Origin of the sequence: Pedobacter cryoconitis (assembly GCF_014200605.1) — a bacterium.
In the GTDB taxonomy this organism is placed as follows: domain Bacteria; phylum Bacteroidota; class Bacteroidia; order Sphingobacteriales; family Sphingobacteriaceae; genus Pedobacter; species Pedobacter cryoconitis_B.
The window spans coordinates 146,339-165,399 of sequence record NZ_JACHCE010000004.1; the positions used below are offsets into that span (position 1 = coordinate 146,339).

Annotated in this window: 12 protein-coding genes; 2 read left to right on the forward strand and 10 right to left on the reverse strand. The window is 37.5% G+C overall.

The genetic code is table 11. The features are described from left to right. From HDE68_RS13895 to HDE68_RS13915, 5 genes are all read right to left on the reverse strand, one after another. On the reverse strand, positions 1 to 1,209 hold the full coding sequence (locus HDE68_RS13895; protein WP_221300736.1) for a DUF4876 domain-containing protein: 1,209 nt from the start codon (positions 1,207 to 1,209) through the stop codon (positions 1 to 3). Between the two features lie 21 nt (positions 1,210 to 1,230). After that, positions 1,231 to 3,906 carry a TonB-dependent receptor plug domain-containing protein gene (locus HDE68_RS13900; RefSeq protein ID WP_183882824.1) on the reverse strand — a complete coding sequence of 892 codons (2,676 nt, stop codon included), beginning with the start codon at positions 3,904 to 3,906 and terminating at the stop codon, positions 1,231 to 1,233. A 180-nt stretch (positions 3,907 to 4,086) separates the two neighbouring features. Then, a complete protein-coding gene (locus HDE68_RS13905; protein WP_183882825.1) occupies positions 4,087 to 5,649 on the reverse strand; it encodes a serine hydrolase in 1,563 nt (520 codons plus the stop codon). 75 nt (positions 5,650 to 5,724) lie between these two features. Next, complete coding sequence (locus HDE68_RS13910) at positions 5,725 to 7,083, reverse strand: aldehyde dehydrogenase family protein (RefSeq protein WP_183882826.1); 1,359 nt, start codon at positions 7,081 to 7,083, stop codon at positions 5,725 to 5,727. A gap of 152 nt (positions 7,084 to 7,235) precedes the next feature. Next, positions 7,236 to 9,764 (reverse strand): family 20 glycosylhydrolase, encoded by a 2,529-nt coding sequence (locus tag HDE68_RS13915; protein ID WP_183882827.1) that lies wholly within the window; start codon positions 9,762 to 9,764, stop codon positions 7,236 to 7,238. A 304-nt stretch (positions 9,765 to 10,068) separates the two neighbouring features. Here HDE68_RS13915 and HDE68_RS13920 point away from each other — a divergent pair, with 304 nt between their 5' ends. Next, complete coding sequence (locus tag HDE68_RS13920) at positions 10,069 to 10,518, forward strand: hypothetical protein (protein WP_183882828.1); 450 nt, start codon at positions 10,069 to 10,071, stop codon at positions 10,516 to 10,518. A 25-nt stretch (positions 10,519 to 10,543) separates the two neighbouring features. Here the strand turns inward: HDE68_RS13920 and HDE68_RS13925 are convergent, their stop codons facing one another. The 5 genes from HDE68_RS13925 to HDE68_RS13945 form a co-directional block, all read right to left on the reverse strand. Continuing rightward, positions 10,544 to 11,758, reverse strand: coding sequence for a formylglycine-generating enzyme family protein (locus tag HDE68_RS13925; protein ID WP_260171766.1), 1,215 nt, complete (start codon positions 11,756 to 11,758; stop codon positions 10,544 to 10,546). 102 nt (positions 11,759 to 11,860) lie between these two features. Further along, complete coding sequence (locus HDE68_RS13930; protein ID WP_183882829.1) at positions 11,861 to 13,675, reverse strand: family 2A encapsulin nanocompartment cargo protein cysteine desulfurase; 1,815 nt, start codon at positions 13,673 to 13,675, stop codon at positions 11,861 to 11,863. 3 nt (positions 13,676 to 13,678) lie between these two features. Then, positions 13,679 to 14,605, reverse strand: coding sequence for a family 2A encapsulin nanocompartment shell protein (locus HDE68_RS13935; RefSeq protein ID WP_183882830.1), 927 nt, complete (start codon positions 14,603 to 14,605; stop codon positions 13,679 to 13,681). A 27-nt stretch (positions 14,606 to 14,632) separates the two neighbouring features. Continuing rightward, on the reverse strand, positions 14,633 to 15,088 hold the full coding sequence (locus tag HDE68_RS13940; protein WP_183882831.1) for a DUF4395 domain-containing protein: 456 nt from the start codon (positions 15,086 to 15,088) through the stop codon (positions 14,633 to 14,635). 81 nt (positions 15,089 to 15,169) lie between these two features. After that, positions 15,170 to 16,408: a carboxypeptidase-like regulatory domain-containing protein gene (locus HDE68_RS13945; protein WP_183882832.1), complete on the reverse strand. Its 1,239-nt coding sequence runs from the start codon at positions 16,406 to 16,408 to the stop codon at positions 15,170 to 15,172. 160 nt (positions 16,409 to 16,568) lie between these two features. Between HDE68_RS13945 and HDE68_RS13950 the strand changes: the two genes are divergently transcribed. Then, positions 16,569 to 19,040 carry a TonB-dependent receptor domain-containing protein gene (locus HDE68_RS13950; protein ID WP_183882833.1) on the forward strand — a complete coding sequence of 824 codons (2,472 nt, stop codon included), beginning with the start codon at positions 16,569 to 16,571 and terminating at the stop codon, positions 19,038 to 19,040. The last annotated feature ends 21 nt before the right edge of the window (positions 19,041 to 19,061 follow it).

Here is a 19,061-nt window from a genome sequence, read left to right on the forward strand (position 1 = left end):
TTATTGCATTAATGAAGGTCTTGCCTCCGCTTCAAAATCTACAGTAGAGTTATTGGTGTCCTTCAGGATTTGTCTGCCTTCTGCTGTAGTTGATAAAACTTTACGTTTTACACTCTTTCCATATCTTGATTTATCTCCCGCAACTTTACCACAGAATGTCCAGCCCATATCTAATGACGGATCTGTAACAATCCACTGAAATTCAGATTGTACACTTAGATTAACTGCATCTATTATCCAGCTGTTAGGAATTTTATATTCACTTTCATCTATCGGATAAATAGTACCATCAAAAGTTTCATTATAGCTGTAATTATATTTATAGTTACTTAGGAAATCTGCTGAACCTTTAGGAAAACGTGCTAATACATAAGCTGCATAACCGCGGTTATTAGGAACCAGTTTAGAATATACGTTTTCCATATTAGGGACCTGAGGGTTATCTACATCGTCAGAATCTTCGTAATACATTTCGAAATCAGATTTTGACAGGTCTATAGATGCACTGTTAAATTCTTTATGATTAATGCCATCTTCACTGATAACAATGGATTGACCAGGCGCTACCGGATGTTCTTTGCCAGAACCAGGAATTTTGATAACTGCATCTACAGCTACGGCATCTGCCATAATATTCGGTTTATAGTCTTGTTTTATGGTTGTGAAGAATTTGGACTGAGCGATTACTAAACCATCAGCGTAAAGGATCTGATCAGAGTTGTTGTAGATTTTGAAATATTTATCACCCAGATATTGCTTGCCTTCGGGAGTTACTGTCCCAGTGTAAAAGATCTCCTGAATTACGAAACCTGATCCTCCCTGATATAAAAACAGTTTCATAGTTTGAGTTTGCTGTTTTCCTTTCAGAATTACGCCAGACTGGTAAGCCCTTGTTTTTCCTGTAATAGTTTTTCCATCTAACTGATAGGTTATATTACCTTCAAGATTGATATCATACGATCCATCTGCCAGTGAAATTTTCACCTGTCCATCTGAAACGTTAGTCGTAGTACTCTCTTTTCCACTATTCAGCTCTTTAAATGTAACTTTTAGATCAGAAAGTTTGATATCAGTAAGGCCTGGAGGGTTTTCCAGTTTAATAGTCAGGTCAACTAATGATAGTTCCTGGAGTTTATCTTTTTTACATGCATTTAAAAACGTTATAGCAATTAATGCAAGGCATAAGGAAAGTAATCTTCTCTTCATCATTCTATTGTTTTATTGAAATTATTATATATTAAAATTCAGTTCCATCCCAAAATATGGGCTGCTAAACCCAGACCGTCTGATTTTAACTCCTTTCACGACATAATCAGGTGCATAATTGAAGATTCTATTTACAAACATGGATACCCTGATTTTATCTTTAAAATTCCTGGAGGCTTTGAAATTGACATTCATATTCATTGGAACACTGCTTTTTTCGAACACACCTTCACTATATTCTGTATTGAGCCATTGCAGCACTTTATCTTTTTTATCGGCTTCGGTATACGGAAACTGATTACCGTTTACGTCTATATAATGACTTGGTGTCCCGCTTTTACGTGCATTCTGTTTACTTGAAAACCATTGACACTGAATGGCAGTTGAAAATTCAAATCCGATTTTAGGAATATAGGTATCTATAATCATGTTGGTATTTAGCTGCTGTCTGATAAACCCATCATTATCTGGATAAAGACCTGCATATTGTGCCTTCTTTCCATCTATAATCAAGTCTTCTTTGATCCACTTATATACAGGCAGGCTATTTTCATAAACAGATTTAAACCATGCCCCATTTAAGGTGATCCTTGTATTAATGTGTTTTATTCGCCTGGAGGTAAACTGATATTCTATACCTTCTTTTGTTAAAGCACTGCCATTTACTGGTATATTATAAATAATCAATTCTTTTAAATTCTCATATTCCATCGCCTCAAGTGCAGGCGGACCTGTTAACAGATTCGGATCTATATTGGCAGTATTATACTTTTGATAAGCGAGTGATTTAAAGTCCGATCCTTTTCTGAATCCGGATGTTAGCCGTTCTTGAAAATAAGTTAGTGACAAACGGTTACCGTCTATAGAGATATCAGTCCTTAGCTCCCATTTTTTATTCCTTGCTGCAACAAGGTCTTTATTAACAGGAAGGATTTTATAAGTCATCAGGTTAGCACGTCTGTAGGCCGGGTTATTATGATAGTAATTGAGCTGTACCAAATCTTTGTAGTAATAATCAGGATAAAGCTGTTCCGTAACAGGAAACATAGTTTGCCAGCCAAAACCTCCTCCAAACCCGATAACCAACTGTTTTCTGCCTAAATCAATTTTAGGTAGTGTCCATTGTGCGTTGATACGGGGATCTGTATTAAACTGACCATTCAATTTATAGTTTACAGGCAAATTGAACATCGCCATACTGCGTAGTCCGGCTGCCATTTTAAATTCGTGCCTCCCTATATTAAAATCCAGCTGATCTTCGGCAAAGAAAGACAGGTCCTCACTTGCAGGAATATCATTATAAGCTCTTGGCCTGCTTGTCATTCCTGGTGATGGAGGAAATAAAGGATTATAAACCTGTCCCAGACCATTGTTTTTACTATAATTACCTTCTGCGCCCAATAAGATGCGATGGTTAACCACTCCTGTTTTAAAACCAAGATTTGCCATTGCTTTCAGGTAACCGGTAACAGGTTTGCCATCTACTAATAAATGAGCAGTGTACTGTGGTGTCAGATAGGGAGCATCGTGAGCACCCTGTTCGGTTGTAATTGGTAATATCTGTGCACTACCCGCCTGTACCCATTTAGTCTGATCAATTTTATCACGCTGCAAGCTCAGTGAAGAATAGATATCAATTGATTTAAGCAATTGAACTTCATTAAATTTAAGAGTAAAATTATTATTGAATGCCATTCTGTTATTGGATGACTGATACCGGTCAACCAATTGATAACCTGCATCTGGGTCTGTACGCTGATTATCAAAAGAACCTCCATAATCCAGACTGCTATTCCATGACAGATTAAAGGAGTTGCTTTCCCAAAGTTTATGGAGTCTGACCGATGCATTTAACCGTTTATAGTTTTCAAAACGATCTCTTGGATCGGACACCGAATTCAAATAGTCAATTCCTGCATTAAGGGTAATTTTCTTTTCAGGAATCTCAAAACCTTTGCCCACATAGAATAATTTACTAAAACCATCAGCTTTGAATCTGGCTTCTAATGCACTTATCCCTTGTTTACGTTCTATTTTTACTAAACCGCTAGTCAGATTTCCATATTGAACTGATGGAATACCGCGTACTACTTCTACTTTTTCTATCTGATCGGTTGAAAGTGAACGCATATCCACACCTTTACCTGTTATATTACGTTTAGAGTTCAAATCAGATTTCGTATCAAACCCGGTAGTATACTGCATATTGGCCCTTGTATTAATTGGGGCCCCATCTATATAAAAAGCTGTACCTAAAGAGGAAATGTCATAGTTTTCATCAGCAATACCCACTTCTCTTAGCCTGATCAGGTTTGCAGAAGTCAGATTAGGATCTTTGGATCTTCCACCAGGTAATAATTCCAGCAGATCTGCAAAACTTGAGGGCTGCAAATGCTGCATCGCCTTATGGTCAATAATAGATGAGCTGCTTAGACCTTTAGATTCTGAAGCTGTAATGACTACTTCATTGAGCTCAAACTCATTTTTCTGTTCTTCCTGATTTCTTTTTAATGCTGCCTGAATCTTTTTCAGTTCTGCCGGAGTTATTTTTAAAGTGTCCGTGCTGACAGTCTTATGTTTTTGAGGCTTTGGATTTTTCTGCTGGGACAGCACTGGTAAACCAGAAAACACCAGCAAGAATGTAAAGACTACCCAGGGTCTTTTACTTGAATAAACACAAAAATAATCACCCCTACTCATGAACACCTTTTTTGATCAAACCAATCATCCTTTCCAATTGGTTTATTTAGACTTAATCCAATTAGATCGCAAAAGTAATTTTTATTCCTTATAAAAAGAATAAAAATTTATACATAGAATATATAATGTTTTTTGGGTTTGATTATCAGCTTAATAGCAAAATAATGGAAAATAGTCCTGCTATAGTCTTTGCAGATCTAAATCCTGAAAGTCAAAGCTAAAATCAATACTGGGAGAAATCCCCCTCATTTTAATACTTTGTGCTTTCCCCTCTTCATCAAGACTGAAGACGGCAAAAGCATCAGCATTCTGGTCCTGATAATCCCATTTGATTGCGAAAGCATTTGCTTTATAAAAAGACATTGGTCCTGTGAGTTTTGGGGAACGGTACGACTTAAACCAAAGCTGCTTTCCCTTTAGAAAGATTTCAACCTTACCAAACCATTTATCTGCATAAATCCCAACATAGCTGGCAGGATCTATTTTTTGTTTACTGGAAGCAGCGACTACTTTCCATACGTCTTTAGAGACACCATTTATATCAAATTTCTCGGCCTGTGTGCGTTCATAGATAACGTCTGTCCATTTTCTATCTGCTAAGCCCAGATAACTGTCTCCAATGGTGTTAGCTATTGCAGAAAATAGTAAAGCTCCCCCATCTGCTGTATTAGTTAAGATGATAATTCCTAAATTTAAGTCAGGATACAGATTCGTAAATGATAACATACCAGGTAATCCACCACTATGTGAAACATGAAAACTCCCTTTTTTATCATCCAAAAACCAACCCAGGCCATAGCCGCTAAAATGAGAATTGTAAACTGGATTTCTACTAGTCTCCATCACTGTATGGATAGTCCACATTTCCTGATGATTAGCCTCAGAAAAAAGCTTTTTATCCAGTTTTTCACCATATTTACCCTTATTCAAATGTACCAGCATCCATTTGCAGATATCATTTGAGCTTGAATAAATCCCCCCCGCAGCTCCATTGATCTGATCTCCAAAGCTTTCTATTTGCTTAAGCCTGCCATCTTCTTCTGAATGCGGCATGGCCAGATTACTTCTGTCCTTCAACGAGGCGAAAGAAGAATAACTACGATCCATACTTAAAGGTTTTAGAATACGGCTTTGAACAAATTCTTCCCAGCTCATTCCACTCACTTTGGCTATGACTTCTCCGGCCACAATGTATAAAAGGTTATCATAGTCAAATTTGGTTCTGAATGCAGTTTTAGGCTGGAAATATTGAAAACTGGAATATATATCCTTAATCGTAAAATCACTGCCATTGGGAAAAATCATCAGATCTCCGACACCAAGTCCCAAACCACTGCGATGCGTTAGTAAATCCTGAATATTGAAATTCTCTGTTACATAATCATTATACATCTTAAATTCCGGAATATGATCTTTGACTTTATCTGTCCAGGATAATTTCCCCTCATCTACCAAAATGGAAAGAGCTGCTGTAGTAAAGGCCTTACTATTCGAACCAATCGCAAACTGCGTATTTTCATCTACTTTTTCTTTGGTCACAATTGATTTAACCCCATAACCTTTACTGTAGAGGATTTTACCGTCCTTTACAATCCCAACTGAAACGCCAGCCACATTAAACTTTTTCATTGCATTTTCTACCAGGGAATCTATTTTTACTGATGATAACTGAGCGTTTGCCACATTACAACAAGTAAATACAGCTAATAAAATAAAAATCAGTTTAAGGTAAGCTCTGTTCATTTAATTATGGATTATAAAAAAGGGCATCAGGATTGTTTCCTGATGCCCTTTAAATATACGATATAAATTCTCTTTCTACTTAGCTGCCGCTTTCATTTTTTGAAGTTTTTCTTCGGTATGCGGAGAATATTTAATATCAGGATCTTCTACAAGGGCTTTGTCAAGAACCCCTTTATAATGTGAAAATGCCCTGAACCCCGCTTCTCCATGATAATTTCCCAATCCACTTGCACCTACACCGCCAAAAGGAAGATTACCATTAGTGATATGCATAATTGCCTCGTTTACACAACCACCACCAAAAGAAATTTCTCTAAGCACCTTTTTCTTAATAGTTTCATCCTGAGTAAATAAGTACAAGGCTAAAGGTTTTGGCCGGTCTTTTATTTCTTTAATCACAACATCCAGATCGTCAAAAGTCATGACCGCCATAATTGGCCCGAATATTTCATCTTTCATCACCTTGTCATCCCAGCTCACCTGGTGTAAAACTGTTGGCTCAATAAAACGGGCATCTACATCGTAATTGCCTCCGGTATAAACTTTCGAGGGATTAATCAACCCCGAAACACGTTCCGTATTTCTTTCATTAATAATGTTCACGAAATTACCGTTCTCCAGTTTATAATCAGCTTTTTCTATCTCTTTGGCCACTTTTTGTAAAAAGGCTTCTTCTATACTTTTATGTACATACACATAATCTGGCGAGATACAGGTCTGGCCAGAATTGAGATATTTAGCCCAAACCAATCTTCTTACCGATATATCCAGGTCACTGTCCGGCATGATAATAACCGGACTTTTACCCCCCAGTTCAAGTACAACCGGAGTAAGGTTTTTGGCTGCTGCCTGATAAATTATTTTTCCTACAGGTACACTTCCGGTAAAAAAGATAATATCAAATTTCTGCTCCAATAATGCAGTTGTTTCTGCTATACCACCTTCTACCACATAAAAATATTGCGCTTCAAAGTTTTCATTGATCAGCCTGGCCATTACTGCACTGCAGTTTGCAGTCAGTTCACTTGGTTTTAAAATAACCGTACAACCTGCAGCAATAGCAGCAACAACTGGTGCTAATGAAAGCTGGTATGGATAATTCCATGGCCCGATGACAAGACTTACACCCAATGGTTCTGGGATAAGATAACTGGCAGCTGGTTCATTTCTTGAATTAGTAGCCACAGGTTTTATAGCAGACCATTGATCAAGGTCTCTTATTGCAATCTTTATTTCCTCATATACTGCTGCAAATTCAGTTTGAAATGTTTCAAAAGGAGATTTTCCATAATCCTTAAGAATAGCTTCTTCCAATAACTTTTCATTAGAAACTAATAAGTTATATAGTTTATTTAATTGTTCAATCCTGAAAGTAACAGATTTTGTAATATTGGTATTAAAATAGTCTAACTGACTTTTCACTAATTTTTCCATAATAGTTATGTAATTGACGTATAAACGAATTTTTCGTCTTACTGATATAGCTTTAACAGAAATTCACTACAAATAGTTCTAAAATAAATAAGCCGCTTCATTCAGAGATGAAACGGCTTATTGAATAAAATTAAAATATCCAGATCGGGCCCTTAGTTTTGAATAGAGGTTGTATTTCCACCTCTTCCTTTAGCATTATAAGCTTTAAGCTTAATCAGGCCCTTTTCTTTAATTGGTTTGGTATACAAATGATCTTTAGCAGATGGCTCTTTTCCATTAGTGGTATAATAAATATTAAATCCTGGAAATTCAGTATTTGCAGATATTTCGCCATCAGTAATCTTTACACCTACCGGCGGGATCCGGTAATTCCATCCGCCTTCATCTAATTTAGGAAATTCAATCAGACCAACCCTTGTCTTAAAATCAGCGTAACTGTCCTGATAAGCCAGTTCTGATTTAGCTTCGTCTTTTTCCAGTGCCCATGCCGGATCTTTTGCCCATGCCCGCTCAGCAAAACCTACCAGTCTTGGCAAAAGCATAAATTCAAGCAATTCAGTATTTCTGATCTTTTCTGTCCATAAAGCAGCCTTTAAACCTAAAATATTAGACTTTCCGAAATCAGTTAACCGGTCTTTTCCTACAAATAAAGATTTAGAGATCGCCTGGCCTCTTCTATCTTCCTTTGCATTTTTATAATAGTCATAAGGAATGAAAGAGAAAAGTTTTTCCATATTCACAAAACCCGCCCAGTAATGCCCCGCCTCGGTTAATGAACGGTTATAGGCCATATCAAGATAGAAATTACTTGAACAGGTTAAAACTACTTTATATCCGCCATTAGCTAAACGGTAAGGTAAATCTTCGGTTCCACCGCCAATTACATTATTCCAGACATCAAGTTGTAATGGGTCATTAGCAAATAAAGGATTAGGGACCATCAGCTTGTTCCCGTCTAAATAAGTCTTCATCATTCCGAACTCTTCCCAGCCAGAAAGAATGATTCCTTTTGGTTTTAATATGTTTTGCAATTTTCCTACATAATAACCCCATAAATCATCAGTAGATTTCATTTTTGCCTGTTTTACCAATTCCAGGCACAGCGGAGATTTTTCCCAGACACCCTGCGGAACTTCATCTCCTCCAAAGTGAATCGTTGTTAAAGGAACTCCGGCAGCGCGGTACATATCCTGTAAACTTTCAGTAACCTTATCCAGAAAAGTATAAACCGAAGGTAGCGCTACACAGACAATATTATCATTCCAGTACTGTGCTGAACTGTAAACGGATTTGTCATTGATATCCCTTAAAAGATATTTTTCAGCTTCAGCACGCATTCCCTTAGCCATGAATCTATTATAGCGTGTATCCATTGCCTTGATAGCAGCTCTGGCATGTCCCGGGGTTTCGATCTCCGGAATTACCTGTATATGTCTTTTTGCAGCATATTTTAAGATCTCAACAAAATCTGCGGTAGTATAAAAAGCTTTATTCAGCACTTCTGTAGTATCAGGACCAGAACTATAGGTGGCCTGCAAAGATTTTTCATTGGTGAGTGTATGCCCTCTTTTTGCTCCGATTTCTGTTAACTCAGGCAGCGCAGGGATCGCCAGTCTCCAGGCCTCATCATCAGTTACATGAAAGTGGAATACATTTAGCTTATATAAGGCCATCAGGTCCAGTATCCTTAATACTTCTTCTTTTGGATGAAAATTACGTGCTACATCCAGCATCAGCGCTCTGTATTTAAAACGTGGTGCATCTTTAATTGATACGGCCGATACAAGGAAAGCTTTTTCATTTTTCACCGGACTATTGGCCAGTATTAAAGATTTCAAAGATTGCAGTCCGTAAAAGACCCCTTCTGCATTACTTGCCGACAAGGTAATAGATTGCGGGGTAATCTCCAGCTGATACTCATTTTCTGGCAAATTGGTCTTCACTAATCTGATACTCTTATCTTTTGAAGTGCCGGTAGAGACAGAAGTTTTGAATTTAAACAGCTTATATAATTCATCTGATAGATAATCGGCCTCTTTTTTAAAATCCGGATCAGTAATAATCGCTGTAGCCTGACTGATAGAGAAATTTCCAGAACGGGCTTCATAAAATACAGGTGTAGGCAGAAGTTTTATCAGTTTGTTTTTCTCCAGGGAACTAAATTTGCTGTTCTTATTATAGGTATCCAATGGAGTAACGACATTTTCAATGTATCGTTCTACATCTTCAACTACATAATGATCAATTTTAATTCCTTTATCTGGCATGTTATCCCAAACAAGGTACAAACCACCCGGAGCGTCAGCAAAATTGACAATTTCATCATTGGCAGGGATATTAAGGACTACAGAATCACCCTTATTTATTTCTTTAAAACCTTTTCCCGGCCTGATCCGGAAAAGGTCTCCATTGACCTGTTCAACAATGAGCTGATCTGAAGTTTTCAATTCTATATCTTTCATAGAGTTGAAATACAGGCTCCAGTTACTGGCAGGAAATTTCTGTGCCGACTTGTTCAGAAAAGTAAGTAATGAAAGTGACTGTTTTTTACCGCCGGACTGGTTTTCTTTGAATGTCCATTTGACATGGAGATCCTTTACGGGGTAAGAAGTGCTCCCTTTTTGTGCCGCAGCAACTAATGGAAGGAGAAAAGCAAGTAGTAAACATTTTTTAAATCTCATTTGATTTTTAATTTGGGGAACTAAAAACGAGCAATAACAGGAAAAATTCACAATCTGATCTGTATTGTCATTCTCGAAAAAGGGTTAATGATGAAAATTAATTATTTGTCTATAAGTTTATAAATTTATTATTTTATTGCTAATAATCTAATTAAATGCCCTGAAAATTTTCACTATTAACAGCCTTTGACTAATATCCAGAATCCCCTGACTTATTTAACAGGAGACAATCTCTGTAGCTGGATTTGTTTTGATATTTTTTGCAGATTATTTTATAAATTGCACGTCTTAATAAAATAATCTGATGAAAAAATCTGTTTTGACTGTTTGTATGCTTTTGGGAATAATATTTTTTGCTAAAGCACAAAAAGCACCTCCTACTGCCTCCGAAATGGCAACTAAAAGTATAGAGGCCATGGATAAAAAGATAAAAATGAATGCTACCCAGAAAAATGTAATTTATAATTACACATTGGATTTATGCAAGGAGCAAGTAGCCCTGACTAAAAAACAGCAGGCTGGAATGTACAATGAAGATGATATTTCCAAATTTTACAGGAAACAGAATGAAACCAGCAAGAATATAAGAAATATTTTAAAAGGTGAACAGCAAACTCAATATGATCAATATTTAGAGGAAATGCTTCGTGGCGGAGATAAGAAGAAGAAAAAAGGAAAACATTCAAAAGAAGAAGAGGAAGAAGTGGTTACTGGTATTGATGGCTTAAAATTGCCTCCGGCCAGCAATCCCTAATCCGGGATTGCAGAATAAAGGTGGGCTATAGGGATTTCACATTTTTAACACACCGGAAACCAGTATGGTTAGCGGCAGATCTGTAATCTCCTTTCCCCCTGGTTCCTACCATGTAACGGGTGCAATATTGCTCAGTACACAAAAAAGAACCTCCGCGCTGTACTTTCTTTTTAATTCCTGGTTCGTCAGGATCAAATCCCTCAGATGGCCCTGCGGGATTTTTTGTAATCTGATGTCCTGTGGAGGATGTTTCATAAAAATCAGCACGGTACCAGTCATTGCACCATTCCCATACGTTACCGGCCATATCGTATAAACCATAACCGTTGGCAGGAAAACTTTTTACAGGCGCAATACCAGCGTATCCATCTGCTGCGATATTTTTATTTGGAAAATTACCTTCAAATATATTAGCCATCCATTTACCCTCTGGCTTTAAGGTATTACCCCAGCTGTAAAGATTCCCGGACAACCCTCCTCTGGCAGCAAATTCCCATTCTGCCTCAGCAGGCAATCGCTTACCTGCCCATTTAGCATAAGCTGCTGCATCTTCCCAGCAGACCTGTACAACGGGGTAATTATCTTTACCAATAATATTACTTTTGACACCTTCAGGATGTTTCCAGTCTGCACCTTTGAGATAAGCCCACCATTGTATGTAATTATCAAGCGGCACAGATTTTTCTGGCGGAGTAAAAACAAGGGACCCAGCCACCAAATTTTCGGGGGCTACATCCGGAAATTCTTCTTTCGACGGTTTTTGCTCAGCGACTGTCACATAACCTGTTGCCTTAACAAAAGCAGCAAATTCTTTATTCGTTACTTCTGTTGCATCCATATAGAAAGCATCCACATGCACCCTGTGGACTGGTCTGGCATCATTCATTCCTTCATGTCCTCCACCATCCATTCCTACAGAGTTTACACCTCCCATACTAAACTCCCCTCCATTGATATATTTCATCCCTTTGGGTTCATTTATTTCTGCAACAGGTTTATCGGCAATTGTCTCCTTAAATTCTTTTCCGCCTCCCTGCATGAATAAGATACTATCCGATCGCGTGAAACCGGCCGGCCGGCACATCGCAGCACCATTTGCTGGAAATGTTTTCACTTTGAGTAAGGAGACACTTTCAACATGCCTGTTTTTTTGTTCAGTGGTCTTTTTATCCTTCTTATTTTCACATGAAAATAAAACAGTTAAAAGAGATAAATAAACAAGATTGAATTTGAATTGCATTTTATAAAATCAGATTTGAATTTAGCTAATTATTTGATTTAAGAAAGCACTCCTGAATTAAAATAAACCAGTACCTGCTCAATTCAGGTACTGGTTCTTTAATTAACGAACATAAAACTGTTTTGAAGATTTTAATCCTCCCACGACATTAACTAAGGTATCAATCTCAGCGCAGGTATTGTAAAATGCAAGGGATGGTCTTACTGTAGCCTCTACCCCAAATCTCCTCAAAATAGGCTGTGCACAATGATGACCCGAACGTACAGCAATACCTTCACGGCTCAATGCCTCTCCCACTTCTGCAGTAGTAAATCCTTCCAGTACAAAGGACAAAACGCTTGTTTTATTTTTTGCTGTTCCGATTGGCCTTAGTCCGGGTATCTGTGCTAATTTTTGACCCGCATATTCCAAAAGATAATGCTCATACTGGTAAATATTGTCAATACCTATTTTCTGCACATAATCAATTGCAGCACCTAAACCTACTGCATCGGCAATATTGCCTGTTCCGGCCTCAAAACGTGCCGGGGCTTTATGAAATTGAGTATGTTCAAAAGTAACATCCTGAATCATATTACCGCCCCCCTGATAAGGCTGCGTACTATTTAGTAAATCTTCTTTCCCATATAAAACCCCAATCCCCGTAGGCCCAAAAATTTTATGCCCGGAGAAAACAAACCAGTCCGCATTCAAATCCTGTACATCTGTACGGATATGAGAGACTGATTGTGCGCCATCTGCAAGCACTTTTGCCCCTGCAGCATGTGCCATAGCTACAATTTGTTTTGCGGGTGTTACTGTACCCAATGCGTTAGAAACAAGCGTAAAAGAAACAAGCTTTGTTCTTGGATTGAGCAATTTAGCATATTCATCAAGCAAGATCTGTCCGTCATCATCTACCGGAATAACCCTGATTTTCAAACCTTTCTTTTGAGCAAGTATCTGCCAGGGAACAATATTGGCATGATGCTCCAGGTGGGTTAGAATAATCTCATCTCCCTGGCCAAGAAACTCATCTCCCCAGCTATTTGCAACCAGGTTAATTGCTTCGGTAGTACCGCGTACAAACACGACCTCATTTGGTGAACGCGCATTGATGAAGCGTTGTATTTTTTGTCTTGCCCCTTCATAAGCATCAGTTGAACGGGCAGCCAGTTCATGTGCTGCACGATGAATATTAGAGTTTTCGTGTGTATAGAAATAATTCAGCCGGTCAATTACTTGTCTTGGTTTCTGCGTTGTAGCAGCATTGTCAAGCCAGATAAGCGGCTTCCCGTTGACCTGTTCCGAAAGAATAGGAAAATCATTCCTGACAAGGTTAATATTAAACGAGGGATGTGGTTTCCCGGTTACAATTCCATTCCCATAGCGGGCGGCCTGATGATTATCACCTGCACCAATCGAAGAGACGAATTGAATCCCTGAAGAAAAGTAATAGGAATTTTCACTTAAAACACCCGAAGGATTAAAAGGTAACTGGGCCGAAGGTGTATATATACTTAAGCCAGCCAATGCCTTTTGCAATTCTTTTTCATAAGGCTGATCTGATTCAAATGGTAAGCTAAACGGAGAAATTTGCTGAAAAGGGTTAGGTGACTGCCCGTATTTTTTGATATTTCCTGAAGGCCCGCCGCTTCCTGCTGTAGATACCGGAACATGGCCAAGTCCCAGGCCATTAGAATCTGGCAGACTGGTTTGCGGATCTGAAAGATCAATTGCATTTCCCTGATAAATAGCCGAGGGTGAATGATTAAAATCCTCTTCCTGAATTTGATGATTGCTTTGCGGAAGAATCTCTGGTGAAGACAAAGTTGCTGCACTATAGGTTCCAGGTAATGCAGAGAAATACGCATTCGCCAGCTTTTCTAAGGCATGCACATCTGGTAATCCTTGCGGATTATTCGTTGCATTACTCATAGCTTAGTATTTATAAACGTGATAATTATTGATTTCTACCTCTTCCAGTACAGCAATTGCATCATCAACCAGAATAGCTAGTGAGCAATACAAAGAAACCAGGTAAGAGGCTATTGCTTTTTCATTAATTCCCATAAAACGTACTGATAATCCTGGTGATTGTTCTCCTGGCAGATCAGGCTGATAAAGTCCAACTACACCCTGACGGCTTTCTCCTGTACGAATAAGTAATATTTTAGTTTTGTTATCTTCAATTGGCACTTTATCCGAAGGGATAAGTGGGATACCTCTCCAGGTAATAAATTGTGAACCGAATAAAGATACTGTTGGGGGTGGAACACCTCTGCGTGTACATTCACGGCCAAATGCTGCAATAGCAAGTGGGTGAAGCAGAAAAAAACCTGGCTCTTTCCATACTTTTGTAATCAGTTCATCCAGATCGTCGGGAGTTGGCGCACCACTGCGTGTGACAATACGTTGTGAAGGAACGATACTGTGTAATAAGCCATATTCTTTGTTATTGATCAGCTCACTTTCCTGTCTCTCTTTAATGGCTTCAATTGTTAATCTTAACTGCTCGCTGATCTGATTATAAGGTTTACTATACAAATCTGAAACCCTGGTATGTACATCCAGTACAGTATTAACTGCACTCAAAAGATACTCACGTGGCTGTTCTACATAATCAACAAAGGTATTTGGTAATACACGTTCATCTCTGTTTGAACAGTCAACATCTACAGACTCTCCTTCTTTTACTCTATTGACCCTGTAAATACCGGATTCTACAGGAGTCCAGCTCAACAAATGCGGCAGCCATCTTGGCGTAATCCAGGGTGCTTGTGGTACTGTACGGGTTGCAATAGCCAACGGCCTTGCTGCAACATCATTTAATGCGGTTTGTTGTGTGTTTTTAACTTGTCCAGCCATGTTTTATATAATTAACGGTTTAGTAATTCAGAGGTCTAAAGGCTCCTGTTTACTGAATTTTCTGAGCAGAGAATACAACAGGCAGCCAGCGCAAAAAGCAAAAACAGATTCCAGAAAGGAAAAGAGCAAAATTAGGATCAGTAAATAAAATGTGAGTGTTGAAAAGCCAGCCCATAATAAGCCAAAGGCGATAAAAGTAAGTGTGACCCCAATTTTTGCTGCAAAACGTTTTGGAGCACGGTCAGTTGGTTTATAATTGATATGGAATATTTTCACAATGAGGCCGCTCAGTAAGTTCAGCGGACTCAGTTTACCTTTATTGACCGCACGTAAAGTAAAATCAATTAGAAGAAACAGGATAATCCACCAATAGGCGGTCAGCAAATAAAGTAGTGTACTCAAAAATACACCGCCGGCAGTGAGCCTAACCTGGTTCTCATTAATTGTAATAAAGTCTACCGGACATTGGGCTGATGTGGTCATCGTCTTTATATCTTTTGTGAAATCAAATATAAAAACATAATCTACTAAATTAGTAGATTATTAAAATAAAGATGATAATCATTATTCTGGACTGATCTTCTCCGTAATTTCCCTGAGCGAATTAGTAGGTTTTATAAAGTTGTAATCTCCCCAATAATCATCTTTATACTCTGTTACATAGTTTTTGAAGACATAATTACGCGGCATTATTAATCTGCTATCATATTTTAGTTCAGGGATTTTATTCACTTTCGAGATAAACATTTCGGCATTAATATATAAATTGCCCTCTAAATGTTGATACCTTGCTTTAAAATGATGAGCTGTTACAATTTTATAAAAATAAGGATACCACTTACCATCAATTTTGATATATCTTTCACTAAACTCTTCATTCAGTTTTTTTATACTGTAACCCAATAAACTAAATACTGGCCTTGCCAGAAAAGAAATATCAGCTTTAGCATATTCAATTCCTTTAGGGCTTAACGCAAAATCAATGGAGACAATAGCAAAACTACTTTTGATAATTACCATAGTCCCTTTATACAGGGCCTGTTTGACTCCATCTCTTTGATCAAATTGAATTAACCAGGCATCTTCACCATATATTTCCGTAGAGCCAGCTATTTCAAATTTATATTTTTCAGCATAATCTTTACCTAAAGTATGAGCCGGGTTTTTAATGATATCGCTTAAAAGAATAGTATAAGGTGCACCATCTACACTCAGGTGCAATGGATTATTAACTTCTTTTTCTCCTATCTTTTTTAGATTTCTTTCTTTGTTAATTACAATCAGATCTCTTTTATCAGTTGTATATCCAGGGTTTAAGATATGAAGTGAAGCTTCCGCGAAAGAAAGATAATTTGTATCAACCTTTCCGGATTCACGATAAAATCCCTTCATTTCAAAAGGACTTGTATCATAATTTTTAGGGATATCTTTGATGGCCTGCCGGATAATTGACTCTGCACTGATTCCGGTAATTACAACTTCCTTTAGATTGACTGCTGCTGGTTCCAGTCTGATCTTCATGCTGGTATGCAAAGCCGAAAATGGGATGCTAAGATTTTTATATCCGATATAGGAAACCAGGAGTGAATCTTTATCAACCGTCTGTTTATATTTAAATACAAAACCGCCATCAGCATTCGTCATTGTTCCTGCCCGCCCGGTAATCCTTAAACTTACATACGGCAGGGTCTCCCCCTTTTCGTCTATAACGACACCATCAATTACATGGTAGGTTTGAGCAGAAACTATACTGCCAGTCAACAAAGTAATTATGGAAATCAGAAATAAAATTGTCTTTTTCATTTTTAAAAGATGTAATGGATGTAAAACATCAAAGGTATTTATCATTGTTGTTAAAAATTGTTAACCTCGGTTAAAAAATGTTAAATATATTTTTCACTTCAAGAAACGATATATTTTAGCGAAGCACAACTAAAAAACGTATTAGAAATCATCAGAACAAATGAAGAAAAAAGCTGCTCAATTCTTAATCTTTATACTTATTATTATTATTCATGTTATCCCGGGTTATTCACAGCAGGCAAAACCTGGTGGAATAGGAAAAGGTCAGTTAAATGGGAAAATAACCGATGAGAAATCAATTCCGGTTATGTATGCTGTCGTAAACCTGATCAAGGCATCCGATTCTACCCGCGTCAAATCTGTGATCACTACAGAAAATGGGGCATTCACCTTTAATCAGCTGGATGAAGATGCTTACTTCGTTACCATAGAGTGGATTGGTTATCAAAAGAAATTCAACGGACCTTTTGTTATTGATGCAAACCATCAGCTTTTAAATATTGAACAGCTTGTCATTTTACCAGAAACAAATCAGTTAAATACAGTCAGTATAGTTGGGAAAAAACCATTAATAGAAAGAAAAAGTGATATGATGATTATGAATATAGCCAACAGTACTTTAGCTGCTGGAAATACCGCACTGGAAATAATCACTAAAGCACCAGGAGTTACAGTTGATAACAACGGTAATATTAGTTTGAGAGGAAAAGCTGGCGTAAATATAATGATTGACGGTAAACTAACTTACCTGTCTAACTCACAGTTAACCAATTTACTGCGCACCACTGACGGAAATTCAATTCAGGCTATCGAGCTCATGACTAATCCATCTGCCAAATATGACGCCGCAGGTACCGGAGGCATAATCAATATCAGGTTAAAGAAAAACATGAATTACGGTACTAATGGTACACTTACCGCAGGTGGTGGTTATGGTAAATATTATAAAAGCAATGGGGGCATAACTTTAAATCACCGAAGTAAAAACATCAATGTATCTGGCAATTATAATTATGTGAATACTAAAGATTTTGAAACTTTAAATATCACAAGAAGTATAACCTCCGAAAATGAAAATACTTATTTTGATCAGCGGGGCCGGGAGGTAACGCTTAGAAAAAATAATAGTTATAAAGCTGGCATTGATTATTATTTAAATAAAAAAAATGTGATAGGATTTTTGATAAGTGGGTATGCGAACAATGGAAATACCACCAATAATGTCAGCACATTAATCGGTAGCCGTCCGGGCTCAACTGACTCTACTATCACAGGGCTTAATCCTGGAAAAAGCAAATACAGGAATCAGACTTATAATCTGAACTATAAATCAGTACTGGATACCTCTGGCCAGGAATTAAATATCGATTTTGATTATTCCAGGTTTAGCAGTAATCAGAATATCATTTACAATAATAACTTTTATGATGCTTTGGGAATAGTCAATAAGCCGCCATTTATTTTCAGAAATATCACCCCGACGAAAGTAAAAATATGGGCTGGCAAAATAGATTACACCTACCCTATTCATCCTAAGCTGAAACTGGAAACCGGCATAAAGAGCAGCTATGTGAATACTGACAATGACTTCCAGTCACAAAATTTCGAAAATAGCAATTGGATAAACGACAGGACAAAAAGTAATAGGTTCACTTATAAAGAGCAAGTCAATGCGGTATATGCAAACCTGCATAAAGAATTTAAATCTACGAACCTGCAGTTTGGTTTACGTGCAGAAATGACGCATTCAGAAGGTGATTCTCCAACCACAGGAGATCTCGTGAAACGGAACTATACAGATCTGTTTCCTACATTATCTATTCATCAGAATTTATCAAAAGACCATGAAATTGGTTTTTCATACAGCAGCAGAATCAACAGACCTGATTATCAGTCATTAAATCCATTTTTGTATTTTGCTGATTTGTACACTTACTCAAAGGGTAATCCGCAGTTAAAACCAGAATACGCCAATTCATTTGAATTATCTTATGGATATAAGAAAACTACAAATGTTACTTTTGGGTATACACATACCAGGGACGTAATGACCACTACCCTGTTAACAGATCCTGTTAAAAAAACGTTATTCATATTTGAGCAGAACCTTGCTTCCCGCAGCACGGTGAGTATGAATATTAACAGGCCACTGGCTATCACCAGCTGGTGGAATACAAATAATGATGCAACAACTTATTATAGCCGTTTTAGTTCACCAGACTTATCAGGAGTTCCATTTGAAAATAAGAAATGGACTTATATGATCAGTTCCATTCATACTTTCACCATTAATTCATCAGTAAATGCAGAACTTTCTGCAAATTATCAATCAGCTCAGGTATTTGGGACTTATGTAGCCAAACCAATTTATAGCATAGATCTGGGAATTAGTAAATCATTTGCAGACAAAAAAGCTAATATTAAATTATCGGCAGATGATCTCTTTAACACCAGGCAAATCAATGTTAAAAGCGCCATTCCTTTACAGGATTATAAGCTCTCCCAAAAACAGGAAAGCAGAATATTCAGGCTTTCATTTTCTTATAATTTTGGGAACAGCGGAATTAAAGCAGAAAGACAAAGATCAAATAGCTCTTCGAATGAACAAAACAGGATAAAATCCGGAAACTAGTTCAAATAAAAAGCCTGCTTA

Excerpts from the sequence above, each read along its gene's own strand:
- HDE68_RS13895 (WP_221300736.1), bottom strand. The coding sequence starts at position 1,209 with ATGATGAAGAGAAGATTACTTTCCTTATGCCTTGCATTAATTGCTATA.
- HDE68_RS13900 (WP_183882824.1), bottom strand. The coding sequence starts at position 3,906 with ATGAGTAGGGGTGATTATTTTTGTGTTTATTCAAGTAAAAGACCCTGG.
- HDE68_RS13905 (WP_183882825.1), bottom strand. The coding sequence starts at position 5,649 with ATGAACAGAGCTTACCTTAAACTGATTTTTATTTTATTAGCTGTATTT.
- HDE68_RS13910 (WP_183882826.1), bottom strand. The coding sequence starts at position 7,083 with ATGGAAAAATTAGTGAAAAGTCAGTTAGACTATTTTAATACCAATATT.
- HDE68_RS13915 (WP_183882827.1), bottom strand. The coding sequence starts at position 9,764 with ATGAGATTTAAAAAATGTTTACTACTTGCTTTTCTCCTTCCATTAGTT.
- HDE68_RS13920 (WP_183882828.1), top strand. The coding sequence starts at position 10,069 with ATGAAAAAATCTGTTTTGACTGTTTGTATGCTTTTGGGAATAATATTT.
- HDE68_RS13925 (WP_260171766.1), bottom strand. The coding sequence starts at position 11,758 with ATGCAATTCAAATTCAATCTTGTTTATTTATCTCTTTTAACTGTTTTA.
- HDE68_RS13930 (WP_183882829.1), bottom strand. The coding sequence starts at position 13,675 with ATGAGTAATGCAACGAATAATCCGCAAGGATTACCAGATGTGCATGCC.
- HDE68_RS13935 (WP_183882830.1), bottom strand. The coding sequence starts at position 14,605 with ATGGCTGGACAAGTTAAAAACACACAACAAACCGCATTAAATGATGTT.
- HDE68_RS13940 (WP_183882831.1), bottom strand. The coding sequence starts at position 15,088 with ATGACCACATCAGCCCAATGTCCGGTAGACTTTATTACAATTAATGAG.
- HDE68_RS13945 (WP_183882832.1), bottom strand. The coding sequence starts at position 16,408 with ATGAAAAAGACAATTTTATTTCTGATTTCCATAATTACTTTGTTGACT.
- HDE68_RS13950 (WP_183882833.1), top strand. The coding sequence starts at position 16,569 with ATGAAGAAAAAAGCTGCTCAATTCTTAATCTTTATACTTATTATTATT.